Here is a 12,048-nt window from a genome sequence, read left to right as displayed (position 1 = left end):
CTCAACTGCCGGCGTTGGTGGTGATCCAGCGTTCGATACCACGGCGGTCGCGTGCAGCCAACAACTGCGGCGCCTGCTGGCGCAGCGCGCCAAGGTCCACCTCGCGGATGGCGCGACGGACTTCCAGCAAGGTGGCCGGGTGCAGACTGAACTCGGTCAGCCCCAAGGCTAGCAGCAAGGCTGTCATGCGCGCGTCACCGGCCATTTCACCGCATACCGCCACCGGTGTGTCGTGCCGCTGTGCGGTTTCGATCACCTGCCGCAACAGCCACAGCACTGCTGGATGCAGCGGCGAATACAGCTCGGCCACCGCGTCGTTGTTGCGGTCGGCGGCCAGCAGGTACTGGACCAGATCATTGGTGCCGATCGACAGGAAGTCGACCTGGTCGATGAAGGTTTCCAGTGCAATGGCTGCCGCCGGTACTTCGATCATCGCCCCGACGGGAATGTTCTCGGCCACTTCATGGCCGTCATTGCGCAGGATCGCAGCCAGCCGCGACAGCCGCCGGCGCACGCTCATGATTTCCTCGCGGGTAGTCAGCATCGGGATCAGGATGCGCAGCGGACCATAGCCGGAGGCGCGCAGGATGGCGCGCAACTGGGTATCGGACACCTTGGGCCGGGCCAGCGACAGGCGCACGCCGCGCAGGCCCAGCGCAGGGTTTTCCTCGCTGCTCAGTACCAGCCCGGTGCGATCGGCCTTGTCCGCGCCCAGGTCCAGGGTACGGATGGTGACCGGGCGCCCGCTCATGCCCAGCACGGTGTCGCGGTAGACGTGGAACTGTTCTTCTTCGTCAGGCAGCTGGTTGCGCTGCATGAACAGGAATTCGGTGCGGTACAGGCCCAGCCCACGGGCGCCCAGTGCATGCGCCTGGGCAACGTCGTCATGGGACTCGGCGTTGGCCAGCAGGGTGATCTCGGCGCCATCTAGGGTGCGGGTAGGCTTGGCCCGCAGGCGGCCGAGTTCACGTTGCTCGCGCGCCAGTTCGCGTTGGCGCAGGCGGTATTGGCGCAGGTCGTCGGGGCCGGGATCGACCACGATCTCGCCACTGCCGCCGTCCAGGATCAGTACGTCGCCATCGCTGACTTTCTGCAGCACCGCGTTGGCGGCCACCACCAGCGGCATATGCAGGCTGCGGGCGAGGATGGCGCTGTGCGAAAGCACGCTGCCGGCGCTGCTGACGATGCCGACCACGCCCTGCGACTGCAGCTGCGCCAGTTCCGAGGGCGCGACGTTCTCGCAGACCAGGATTTCGCCGGCCAGGCCTTTCATGGTGGTGGTGCGTTTATGCAGGAAGGACTGGATGCGGCCGATCACATGGTCCAGATCGTCCATCCGGCTTTTCAGGTAGGCGTCTTCCATGCCTTCGAAAACCTGCGCTAGCCGGTCGCGCTGGGTACGCAGGGCGTGGCTGGCGCTGTAGCGCTTGCTGCGCACCAGCTCATCCAGTGCGGCCAGCAGCTCGGGGTCGTCGAGCAGCATGGCGTGCAGCTCGAGGAACTCGCCCACTTCCGCGGGCAGGGCGCCCTGCAGGCGGGTACGCAGCTCGCGCATTTCCTGGCGCGCCGCATCGGTGGCGCGGTGCAGGCGTTCGAGTTCGTGTTCCACCGCGTTGGCGGCGACGCGTTTTTCGCCGATATCCTGCACGTGTGGCAGGCGCACACGGGCACGGCCCAGCGCCGAGCCACGGGAAGCGGGCAGGCCCAGTAGACGGTTCACCGCTGCCGGCTCCGTACGTTGGCTGCCCCCGCGTGCGCGGCGTTGCGCATCAGTTGTCCTCGTCGAAACGACGCTCGAACAGGGCGGCTACCGCCTCCAGTGCTGCGGCTTCGTCCTCGCCGTCGACCCGCACCGTGACCGGTGTGCCCTGGGCGGCGGCCAGCAACATCACGCCCATGATGCTTTTGGCGTTGACCTCGCGGCCCTTGGCCACCAGCGTTGCATTGGCGCGGAAGCCGGACAGTACCTGCACCAGCTTGGCGGTGGCACGGGCATGCAGGCCCAGCCGGTTGGAAACCATGAGTTCTTGTTCAAGCATCGTCGGTGATGACTCCATTGCGAGCGCCCGCCGCCGCAGTGGCGGGCAGTTGGTCCAATCCCTGTTCCGGATAGTTCATTACCCGCAGCAACATCGCCAGACTCAAACCCGATACACGCCGCGTGGGAGTACCCAGGCGGGCCAGCTGGCCGGCAAGATTGCTGGGGCTGGCGCCGTACAGATCGGTCAATATCAACACGCCACCATCGCCTTCAACCCGGCGCATCGCCGCCGAAGCGGCGGGCAGCAGGGCATCCAGGTCGGCGTCGAAAGGCACTTCGAACGCTTCGGTTTTCAGCGGCAGGTGCCGCAACAGGGTGGTCGCCACTTCCAGCAAGGAAGTGCCGATACCGGTGTGAGTTACAAGGAGAATGCCGCAGGTCATCCCTGAACGTTAACAGGTCAGGCCAAGTCCGCGATAGCGTCTAAAACTGTCTTCTGTGTGCCATTCAGCGCAGGCCTGCCGATCGCCTGTATTGGCTTTCAATCCTGCTCGCGGTGGAAGGTGGCCACGTCCTGCCAACCGCGCTCGCGGGCATGCCGGGCCAGCCGTTCGGCCAGGTAGACCGAGCGATGTTTGCCGCCGGTGCAGCCGAAGGCGACGGTGACATAGCTGCGGGTTTCGCTGCCCAGCTTGGGCAGCCAGGTATCGAGCAGATCCTGCAGCTGGGTGACGTAACGAATCACGTCGGGTTGAGCGTCCAGGTACTCGCGCACCTCGCGGTCGCGGCCGGTCAGCGAGCGCAGTTCGGGGTCCCAATGCGGATTGGGCAATACCCGCGCGTCGAAGACGAAATCCGCCTCGGCCGGCACGCCGCGCTTGTAGGCGAAGGATTCGAACAGCAGCGACAGCTTGTTCTCGTGGCTGAGCGCGAAATCGGTGATGACCCGGCGCCGCAGCTGGTGGACGTTGAGACGCGTGGTGTCGATGACTGCATCGGCTTCGCGGCGCAGTGGCGCGGTCAACTCGCGTTCGCGGGTGATGGCTTCGGGTAACGACAGGCCCAGATGGCTGAGCGGGTGGCGGCGGCGGGTATCGGCGTAACGGGCCAGCAAGGTGTCATCGTCGGCTTCGAAGAACAGCAGGCGCGCGTCGATGCCGTAATCAAGCGCGGTCTTGCGCCAGGTGCTCAATTGGCTGAGGTCGCTGCGGCCGCGTACATCGATGCCGACAACCAGCCGTCTGGGGCTGTTTTCGTCGCGTTCGCCAAGCACGCCGCGCACGAACTCGGGCAGCAGGCTTACCGGGATGTTGTCCGAGCAGTAGTAGTCCAGGTCTTCAAAGGTCTTCAACGCGACCGATTTGCCCGAGCCGGACAAGCCGCTGACGATGATCAGTACCGATGCAGGCTGTGTACTCATTGACTACGTTGCTCCAGCAGGTTGCTATGGCGGGCGATGAACATCGCCGCCGGGTCGATGCCCTTGGTGCGCAGGATGTGCAGACGGGTGGCCGCCTCGGTGAGCACTGCCAGATTGCGCCCGGGCATCACCGGCAGGGTGATCAGCGGCACGTCCAGGTCCAGCACATGACGCTTGCCCGAATCGCCGGTCAGGCGTTCATAGCCGTAGCTGCTGGGTTCGGTCATGGGCTTGGTCAGGTGCACGATCAGGCGAAGGTACTTGTTCTTCTTTACAGACGTATCACCAAACATCTGCCGCACATTCAGCACGCCCAGGCCGCGGACTTCCAGCAGGTCCTGCAGCAGCTCCGGGCAGGTGCCGTCGAGCACGTCCGGGGCGATCTGGGTGAACTCGGGGGCGTCATCGGCGACCAGCCGGTGGCCGCGCGACAGCAGCTCCAGTGCCAGCTCGCTCTTGCCGGAACCGGCTTCGCCGGTGATCAGCACGCCGATGGAGTAGATCTCCATGAATACGCCGTGCAGGATGACCCGCGGCGCCAGCGTGCGGGCCAGGTGGTAGCTGAGGTGGTTGAGCAGCTCGTGGCCGCGTCGCGGCGAGACCCACAACGGGGTCTGCGATTCGTCGGCGGCCGAGCGCAGGTCTTCCGGGCAGCCATGGCTTTTGGTGATGACCAGCGCCAGCGGCCGCGCCTGGATGATGCGTTCGATCACTTCCCAGCGCTGCCGCGCATCCAGCGAATCGAGCCAGGTCAGCTCCTCGGTGCCGAGGATCTGCACTTTGTTGGGATAGATGGTGTTGAGGTAGCCGGCTAGTGAGGGCCGCCGCGAGACGGTGTTGCCCGCCTCCAGTTCACGTTGCGCGCCGGCATGGCCGGCGACCCAGCGCAGATCGAGCTTTTCGCGCTGCTGGTCGAACAGTTCCTGGGCGGTGATGCTGGTATTCATCCGCTGCGCGCCTGTTCCGGGTGGGTGATGATGTGTTTGAGGGCCTGTGCGTCCGGGGCAACGCGCAGCGCCTGGCGGATGTCGGCGTCGGAGAAGATCTCCGCCAGCTCCGACAGCAGCATCAGGTGTTGGTGGGTGTAATGCGCAGGTACCGCCATCGCGAAGACCAGATCCACCGGTTCATCGCCGCCGAAATCCACTGGCTCCTGCAGCCGCAGCAGTGCGCCGCGGGGGGCCTGCAAGGTCTCCGAGCGCCCATGTGGGATGGCGATGCCGTGGCCAATGGCCGTGCTGCCAACGTTTTCACGCTCGCGCAGGCTGAGGAAGAGGCTGTCAGCGCCGGCCTCGCGGCAGGCAAGCAGGCGGGAGGCAGCAATCAGGGTGCTGTCTCGATCAGCGACCGCGAGTACCTGGGTACTCACGGCCGCCATCAGGTCGGTCAACGGCATGTTGGCTTACGGCTGGGTATAAAGATCAGCCATTGTCGCGCAGAGCATGTGATGCGTGGGGAAGATGCTTTTCCTTGTGCTTTATGACCAGCCGGTCGAGCTTGTCGGCCAGTACGTCGATGGCTGCGTACATGGTAGGTTCGGCAGCATCAGCGTGCAGGGTGCGCCCGGGTAGATTCACCGTGGCAACGACGAGGTAGTCAGGCTTGCGGGTGGACAACTGGACGCGGACTTCGCAGTGCTGGTCGAAGTGCCGACCCAGCCGTTCCAGCTTTGTTTCCACGTATTCCTTCAGGGCAGGCGTGACTTCAACTTGCTGGCCATACGTCTCGATACGCATCGGATTCCTCCTGTGGTTCGGGGTTGCCTAGATGAACCCTGCGCTGCTCAACGAATGCTTCAGGCGATGCGGACGCGTTCGTGAGAGGCACAGATGTTCATGGCCTCACGATACTTCGCAACGGTGCGCCGCGCTACCGGTATGCCACTGGTTTTGAGCATTTCAGCCAGCTTGGCGTCAGAAAGCGGTTTGCGCGGGTTTTCCGCATCGATCAGATTGCGGATCATCGACTGGATGGCAGTGCTGGAGGCCTCACCACCGCCTTCGGTATCGATGCCGGAGGCAAAGAACGCACGCAGCGGCAGGGTGCCGCGCGGGGTACGCACGTATTTGCGGGCGATGGCGCGCGAAATGGTGGATTCGTGCAGTTCCAGTTCGCCAGCGATTTCACGCAGCGTTAGCGGACGCAGGGCCTGTTCGCCGAATTCCAGAAAGCCGGCCTGGTGATGCAGCAGACTGCTGACTACCCGCAGCAGGGTTTCGCCACGGGCCTGCAGGCTCTTCAGCAGCCAACGCGCTTCCTGCAGCTGTGCGCGCAGGTAGCTGGCATCGGCATCGCCGCAGCGGCGGATCAGTTGTTCGTAGCTTTGGTTGATGACGACCCGTGGCCCGGCGTGCCCGGCCAGTGCGCAGCGCCAGATGCCGCGTTGGCGCCAGACCACGCAGTCGGGCACGACATAGGTGTCTGAGCTCATCTGCCCCAGTTGTTTGCCGGGGCGGGGATCAAGCGAGCGCAGCAGCTGCACCGCTTCTTCCACGTCGGCTACGGACTGTTTGAGTTCCTGGGCGATACCGTTGATGCCGGCGCGCGGAAGCCGCTCCAGCGGGCCGTCGGCAATGCGCCGGGCCAGTGCCAGCGCGGGCGTGTCGGCGGGTAGCGTGTCCAGCTGCAGCGCAAGGCATTCGCCCAGGTTGCGGGCGCCAACGCCGGCCGGATCGAAGCGCTGGATCTGGCGCAGTACCGCCACGATCTCGTCTTCGTCGGCATGGATCTCGGGCAGCAGGGTCTGGGCGATGGCTGACAAGGGCTCGCGCAGATAGCCGTCTTCGTCCAGTGCATCAATCAGGGCCACGCCGATGGCGCGGTCGCAGCTGCCCAGGTGGGTCAGGTGCAGCTGCCACAACAGGTGATCGGCGAGGGTGTCGCCATCTTCGGCCTGCTCGCGCTCACTGTTGCCGTCATCGTCGTCGAACGAGCCCGAGCGCGCGCTGCTCCAGTCTTCGTCGCCGCCATCCCAGTCTTCGCCGTCGGCGTTGATGTCGCCTTGCGCGGGATCTATCGGGGTTTCGTCGCTGGAACTGCTGGACGAGCTGTCGTCGCCATCACCGCCGTCGGTGTTCTCTGCCCATTCCAGCAGTGGATTGGTTTCCACCGCTTCGGTCAGTTCCAGCTCCAGCTCGGTACTGGACATCTGCAGCAAGCGGATGGCCTGACGCAACTGCGGCGTCATGACCAGGCTTTGTCCCATCGATGTCTGCAGCCGAGCTTTCATGCCTGATCCGTCCGGGAAGGGGCCCGACGTGGCGCTGCGGCTCAGAGGGTGAAAGCGTCCCCGAGATAAACACGGCGTACGTCGGTATTTGCCAGCAGATCTTCCGGTGCCCCCTGCGCCAGTACGCTGCCCTCAGCGAGGATATACGCCCGGTCGCAGATTCCCAAGGTTTCGCGCACATTATGGTCGGTGATCAAGACACCGATGCCGCGTTGCTTGAGGTGGGTCACGATGCGCTGGATCTCGCCAACCGAGATCGGGTCGACGCCGGCAAACGGTTCGTCGAGCAGGATCAGGCGCGGTTTTGCCGCCAGTGCACGGGCGATTTCGCAGCGGCGGCGTTCACCACCGGACAGGCTTGCGCCGGCCTGGTCGGCAACGTGGCTGATCTGCAGTTCTTCCAGCAGCGAGGACAGTTCGCGTTCGCGGCTGGCGTTGTCCAGGTCTTCGCGCAGTTCCAGCACCAGACGGATGTTGTCGGCCACGCTGAGCTTGCGGAACACCGACGGTTCCTGCGGCAGGTAACCCACGCCGAGCTTGGCGCGCTCGTACATCGGCTCGTTGGTGAGGTCCTTGCCGTCGAGCATGATGCTGCCGGCATCGGCGGCAACCAGGCCGACGATCATGTAGAAGCAGGTGGTCTTGCCGGCACCGTTGGGGCCGAGCACGCCGACGACTTCGCCGGCATCCAGGGTCAGCCCGAAGTCCTTGACGACTTCGCGGTTCTTGTAGCGTTTGCGCAGGCCTTGGGCAACGAGCATTACTTGGCCTCTCCCGCCGCTGCCGGCGCCTTGGTCTTGGGCTGGATCACGGTGCGCACGCGGGTGCCATCGCCACCGCTCTGCATTGCGCCGCTGCGGGTGTTGTAGACCATGCGCTGGCCGGCATTGGTGCCACGCTCGGATTCAACCTTGTAGTTGCCGGTGAGTACGATGACTTCAGTGGCAACGTTGTAATCCAGGTTGTCTGCGCGGGCATTCATCCAGGTGTTGTCATCCATCTGCTGCTTCAGCGTCGCCTGCTTGCCGACCAGCACGACGCGCTCGGTTTCACCATTTTTCTGGATGACATCGGCGGTATCGGCATGGATTTCCAGGGTGCCCTGGGTGATCACCACGTTGCCGCTGAAACGGCATTTGCCGTTGTCGCCGACCATGTTGCAGTCACTGTTGGTCGAGTCGATGGTCATCGCTTGATTGCGATCGGAAGATTTGGCCCACGCCATGGCAGGCGCGAGCAGCACGGCGAGCAGGGTGATCGACGCGAGCTTAGCGGGCAGCACTGGGTTCATAGCGGGTTTTGACCTGGGAAAGGAGAGAATACTGCTGGGATTTGAGGTTGGCACGGAAACCGACACCGGTCTGCGACAGGCCCGGGCGGGTAAGCGTCACCAGCCCATCCGTACGCGCCAGATCCTGCTCGGTCAACACATCCAGGGCGTCGGTACGGAAGGTGGTGGGCGGGGTCTTGCCGTCCTTCGGGCTGTCGCCGGCGACATTGCCGCGCAGGCGTAGTTCTTCGCCCTTGGGGCTGACCCAGCCGGTATCGGCGCGCAGTTCCCAATGCTGTCCGGCCGCATCGGGTAACAGGAACAAGGGCTTGTCGATGGTCGAGGTCTGGTCGGCACGGCTGCGCGCCATTGACGGTGCGCGCAGGGTGACCGATTCGTGGCCTTCCTTGTCCAGGGTGACGATCTCGAAGTTGGTCAGGGTGAAGTCGGTACTGCCTTCCTCCACCGTGGTGGGCACGGTGGAGGCGCGGTTGCGCCATGCCGACCAGCCACTGAGCAGTGCCGCCAGCAGCAGGCCGAGACCAAGAATCGAACGCCAACTCATCAGGAAAACCTCGCCAGAACCGCGTCCAGTTTGCCCTGCGCGGCCAGCAATACGTCACAAAGCTCGCGCGCTGCACCACGGCCGCCCTGGGCACGGGTCTGCCAATGCACGCGCTCGGCGATCCACGGGTGCGCATCGGCCGGTGCCACCGCCAGGCCAACCGCACACAGCGGTGCCAGGTCGGGCAGGTCATCGCCCATGAAGGCGACCTGGTCCAAGCCGATGCCATGCTGCTCGCACAGGGCGCGCACGCTGGCCAGCTTGTCGCCCACTGCAATCTGCGTATCGATGCCCAGGTCCGCGCCGCGGCGCTGCGCCGACAAGCTGTTGCGGGCGGTGATCAGTACCGGGTGGATGCCATGCTGCTGCAGCAGTTTCAGGCCCAGCCCGTCCTGCACGTAGTAAGCCTTGCTCTCGTTGCCGGCGTGGTCATAGAACAGCCGGCCGTCGGTCAGGGTGCCATCCACGTCGAAGCAGGCCAGGCGGATGGCGCTGGCAGTGGCGTGCAGATTGGCGGGGAAAAGCGCGAGCGGCGAGTAGGGCATTGGTAGGCAGTATCCGTTGCGGCAGGTCGGGCCGTGGCCCGAGACCATTGATTGTGCGGGGTTTAAACCACTTTTGCCCGCAACAGGTCATGAATGTTCAGGGCGCCGACGGGGTGGTTGTCGCCGTCGACCACGATCAAACCATTGATCTTGTGGGTTTCCAGCAGGCGCGCGGCCTCGGCGGCCAGCTGATCGGCGCCGATGGTACGCGGGTTGCGGGTCATCACCTGGGCAATGCTGGCGGTGCGTACGTCCAGATCGGTGTCCAAGGCGCGGCGCAGATCGCCATCGGTGAACAGGCCCACCAGCTTGCCCTGGGCGTCGACCACGGCGGTCATGCCCAGCCGCTTGCGGCTCATTTCCATCAAGGCCGCGCTGAGGCTGGCATCGTCGCTGACGCTGGGCAGTTCTTCGCCGGAATGCATCACATCGGTGATGTGCAGCAGCAGGCGCCGGCCCAGGCTGCCGGCCGGGTGCGAGCGGGCAAAATCATCGGCGGTGAAGCCGCGTGCATCCAGCAGAGCCACGGCCAGCGCGTCGCCCATCGCCAAGGAGGCGGTGGTGCTGGAGGTTGGGGCCAGTGCCAAGGGGCAGGCTTCATGGTCCACGTTCACGTCCAGATGCACGTCGGCGGCCATTGCCAGGCTCGATTGCGGCCGGCCGGTCATGGAAATCAGCGGGTTGCCCTGGCGCTTGAACACCGGCAGCAGGGTCAGCACCTCGTCCGATTCACCGGAATAGGACAGCGCCAATACCACGTCATCTTCGGTGATCATGCCCAGATCGCCATGCCCGGCTTCGCCCGGGTGCACATAGAACGATGGCGTGCCGGTGGAGGCCAGGGTAGCGGCGATCTTGCGCGCGATATGCCCGGATTTGCCCATGCCGGTGGTGACCACGCGGCCGCGCGAGGCCAGTACCAGGCGGCAGGCGGCGGCGAATTCGGCGCCGATGCGGCCACCCACCCGGTCCAGCTCGTCGCGCTCGATCTCGAACACACGGTGACCACTGGCCACCAGATCGGCGTCGCGCAATGTATCCAGGGAAAGCGGGGAAGCAGCCATACGGATGCCACTCGGATAGTAGAATGGGGGTTCATTTTATTAGGAAAGCGCTTTGGACGCCGAGACCATCCGAAATCTGATCGAAGCCGGCCTGCCGGGCGCCCGCGCCGACGTGCAGGGCGACGACGGGGTGCACTTCGAGGCCACGGTGGTCTGTGAGGCATTTGCCGGCAAGATGCCGTTGGCGCGCCACCGCATGGTGTATGCGACGCTGGGCGACCTGATGGGCGGGGCAATCCACGCCTTGGCGCTGAAAACCATTACTCCGGGTGAAGCCGGCTGAGCCGGCGCACTCTCTTTTCCTTATACCGGCCTTAAATCCATGGCGAAAATCGTAGTCACCGGCGGCAATGCGCTGAACGGTGAGGTTCATATCTCCGGCGCCAAGAACGCCGTCCTGCCGATCCTGTGCGCAACCTTGCTGGCCGATGCGCCGGTGGAAATCACCAACGTGCCGCATCTGCACGACGTGATCACCACCGTGAAGCTGCTCGGCGAGCTGGGCGCCAAGGTCACCATCGACCAGGGCACGCTGTCGCGCGGCAGCGCGGTGGTGGTCGACCCGCGTACCGTTGATCAGCATGTCGCACCGTATGAGCTGGTCAAGACCATGCGCGCCTCGATCCTGGTGCTGGGCCCGTTGCTGGCCAAGTTCGGCAAGGCCGAAGTGTCGCTGCCGGGTGGTTGCGCCATCGGTTCGCGTCCGGTTGACCAGCACATCAAGGGCCTGCAGGCGCTGGGTGCGGAAATCAGTGTCGAGAACGGCTTCATCAAGGCCCACGTCGATGGGCGCCTGAAGGGCGGCCGCTATACCTTCGACATGGTCAGCGTCACCGGCACTGAAAACGTGCTGATGGCCGCTGTGCTGGCTGACGGCACCACGGTGCTGGAAAACGCCGCGATGGAGCCGGAAGTAGCCGATCTGGCGCATTGCCTGATTGCCCTGGGTGCGAAGATCGAAGGCGTCGGCAGTGCACGTCTGGTCATCGAAGGCGTCGAGCGCCTGCACGGTGGCCGTCACGCGGTGCTGCCGGATCGCATCGAAACCGGCACGTTCCTGGTGGCGGCGGCGATGAGCGGCGGTCGCGTCACGGTGCGCAATGCGCGCCCGGACACGATGGACGCAGTGCTGCACAAACTGACCGAAGCCGGCGCTGAAATCAGCACCACCGAGGACAGCATCACCCTGGACATGCACGGCAAGCGGCCCAAGGCGGTGAACATCACCACCGCGCCGCACCCGGCATTCCCGACCGACATGCAGGCACAGTTCATGGCCATGAACTGCGTGGCCGATGGTGTGGGCGTGATCAAGGAAACCATCTTTGAGAACCGCTTCATGCACGTCAACGAGCTGCTGCGGCTGGGTGCGGACATCCAGATCGAAGGCCATACCGCGATTATCCGTGGCGTTGAAAAGCTCAGCGGTGCACCGGTGATGGCGACCGACCTGCGCGCATCGGCCTGCTTGATCCTGGCCGGCCTGGTGGCGGCTGACGAGACCAGCATCGACCGCATCTACCACCTTGATCGTGGCTACGAAAACATTGAGGAAAAGCTCAGTGGGCTCGGTGCCAACGTGCGGCGGATCGCGTGATCCTCAAGGGCCGTTTCACCCCGCGTCGCAAGGCCCTGCTGGGCCTGGTGCTGCTGGCCCTGGCCTGGTTGGGCTGGGGCTGGTACAGCGGCGTGGCCATCACCAAGGGCGTTGAAAAGGAACAGATGGACTGGAATGGCGATGGCCAAGTCAGTCGTGACGAGTTCCTGCAGGCGTTCTATGCGGTGCAGTTGAAGGACAGTGAAGAGGGTGATCGCCAGTGCCGCAGTTTCATCTGGCGCAGCACGGGCGAAGAATTCCGCCGCGATTGCCGCACGGTTTTCAAGAAGCCGGCAGCGGAATAATCGCAGCGCCACTGTAGTGCCGAGCCATGCTCGGCAGGGGCGTTGCCGGTAGAGCCCGTTGCCGAGCATGGC

16 protein-coding genes are annotated in these 12,048 nt (G+C 64.6%); 3 read left to right on the top strand and 13 right to left on the bottom strand.

Annotation, left to right across the window (positions count from 1 at the left end; all coding sequences use genetic code 11):
* Position 1: 1 nt before the first annotated feature.
* The 13 genes from ptsP to ABE493_RS14640 form a co-directional block, all read right to left on the bottom strand.
* Positions 2-1,720 carry a phosphoenolpyruvate--protein phosphotransferase gene (gene ptsP, locus ABE493_RS14700; RefSeq protein WP_346499650.1) on the bottom strand — a complete coding sequence of 573 codons (1,719 nt, stop codon included), beginning with the start codon at positions 1,718-1,720 and terminating at the stop codon, positions 2-4.
* Between the two features lie 49 nt (positions 1,721-1,769).
* Positions 1,770-2,039 carry an HPr family phosphocarrier protein gene (locus tag ABE493_RS14695; RefSeq protein ID WP_057628900.1) on the bottom strand — a complete coding sequence of 90 codons (270 nt, stop codon included), beginning with the start codon at positions 2,037-2,039 and terminating at the stop codon, positions 1,770-1,772.
* Complete coding sequence (locus tag ABE493_RS14690; protein WP_057628899.1) at positions 2,032-2,424, bottom strand: PTS sugar transporter subunit IIA; 393 nt, start codon at positions 2,422-2,424, stop codon at positions 2,032-2,034. The genes ABE493_RS14695 and ABE493_RS14690 overlap by 8 nt, the downstream gene beginning before the upstream one ends.
* Positions 2,425-2,522: 98 nt before the next feature.
* Complete coding sequence (gene rapZ / locus ABE493_RS14685) at positions 2,523-3,401, bottom strand: RNase adapter RapZ (protein ID WP_346499649.1); 879 nt, start codon at positions 3,399-3,401, stop codon at positions 2,523-2,525.
* Positions 3,398-4,348, bottom strand: a complete 951-nt coding sequence (gene hprK, locus ABE493_RS14680) for an HPr(Ser) kinase/phosphatase (RefSeq protein ID WP_346499648.1) — start codon at positions 4,346-4,348, stop codon at positions 3,398-3,400. The genes rapZ and hprK overlap by 4 nt, the downstream gene beginning before the upstream one ends.
* Complete coding sequence (locus ABE493_RS14675; protein ID WP_346499647.1) at positions 4,345-4,797, bottom strand: PTS sugar transporter subunit IIA; 453 nt, start codon at positions 4,795-4,797, stop codon at positions 4,345-4,347. Before ABE493_RS14675 ends, hprK begins: the two co-directional genes overlap by 4 nt.
* Positions 4,798-4,822: 25 nt before the next feature.
* Positions 4,823-5,137, bottom strand: a complete 315-nt coding sequence (gene hpf, locus ABE493_RS14670; protein ID WP_282267862.1) for a ribosome hibernation-promoting factor, HPF/YfiA family — start codon at positions 5,135-5,137, stop codon at positions 4,823-4,825.
* Positions 5,138-5,196: 59 nt separating this feature from the next.
* Complete coding sequence (locus ABE493_RS14665) at positions 5,197-6,630, bottom strand: RNA polymerase factor sigma-54 (protein WP_346499646.1); 1,434 nt, start codon at positions 6,628-6,630, stop codon at positions 5,197-5,199.
* Between the two features lie 41 nt (positions 6,631-6,671).
* Positions 6,672-7,391: an LPS export ABC transporter ATP-binding protein gene (gene lptB, locus ABE493_RS14660; protein WP_346499645.1), complete on the bottom strand. Its 720-nt coding sequence runs from the start codon at positions 7,389-7,391 to the stop codon at positions 6,672-6,674.
* The gene (gene lptA / locus ABE493_RS14655; protein WP_346499644.1) at positions 7,391-7,921 is read right to left on the bottom strand and encodes a lipopolysaccharide transport periplasmic protein LptA; all 531 of its coding nucleotides are present in this window, start codon (positions 7,919-7,921) and stop codon (positions 7,391-7,393) included. The genes lptB and lptA overlap by 1 nt, the downstream gene beginning before the upstream one ends.
* A complete protein-coding gene (gene lptC, locus ABE493_RS14650) occupies positions 7,899-8,465 on the bottom strand; it encodes an LPS export ABC transporter periplasmic protein LptC (RefSeq protein WP_346499643.1) in 567 nt (188 codons plus the stop codon). The genes lptA and lptC overlap by 23 nt, the downstream gene beginning before the upstream one ends.
* Positions 8,465-9,010, bottom strand: coding sequence for a KdsC family phosphatase (locus tag ABE493_RS14645; RefSeq protein WP_346499642.1), 546 nt, complete (start codon positions 9,008-9,010; stop codon positions 8,465-8,467). The genes lptC and ABE493_RS14645 overlap by 1 nt, the downstream gene beginning before the upstream one ends.
* Before the next feature lie 62 nt (positions 9,011-9,072).
* A complete protein-coding gene (locus ABE493_RS14640) occupies positions 9,073-10,074 on the bottom strand; it encodes a KpsF/GutQ family sugar-phosphate isomerase (RefSeq protein WP_346499641.1) in 1,002 nt (333 codons plus the stop codon).
* Positions 10,075-10,126: 52 nt separating this feature from the next.
* Between ABE493_RS14640 and ABE493_RS14635 the strand changes: the two genes are divergently transcribed.
* The 3 genes from ABE493_RS14635 to ABE493_RS14625 are packed head-to-tail and all read left to right on the top strand — an operon-like array spanning position 10,127 to position 11,976.
* Complete coding sequence (locus tag ABE493_RS14635; protein WP_296251001.1) at positions 10,127-10,357, top strand: BolA family protein; 231 nt, start codon at positions 10,127-10,129, stop codon at positions 10,355-10,357.
* A gap of 39 nt (positions 10,358-10,396) precedes the next feature.
* A complete protein-coding gene (murA, locus tag ABE493_RS14630; RefSeq protein WP_057628887.1) occupies positions 10,397-11,671 on the top strand; it encodes a UDP-N-acetylglucosamine 1-carboxyvinyltransferase in 1,275 nt (424 codons plus the stop codon).
* Positions 11,668-11,976 carry an EF-hand domain-containing protein gene (locus ABE493_RS14625; RefSeq protein ID WP_346499640.1) on the top strand — a complete coding sequence of 103 codons (309 nt, stop codon included), beginning with the start codon at positions 11,668-11,670 and terminating at the stop codon, positions 11,974-11,976. Before murA ends, ABE493_RS14625 begins: the two co-directional genes overlap by 4 nt.
* The last annotated feature ends 72 nt before the right edge of the window (positions 11,977-12,048 follow it).

Source organism: Stenotrophomonas terrae, from assembly GCF_039674165.1.
GTDB lineage: Bacteria > Pseudomonadota > Gammaproteobacteria > Xanthomonadales > Xanthomonadaceae > Stenotrophomonas > Stenotrophomonas terrae_A.
The sequence above is the reverse complement of the archived record's forward strand: the minus strand, read 5'-3'. Positions and strand labels throughout refer to the sequence as shown.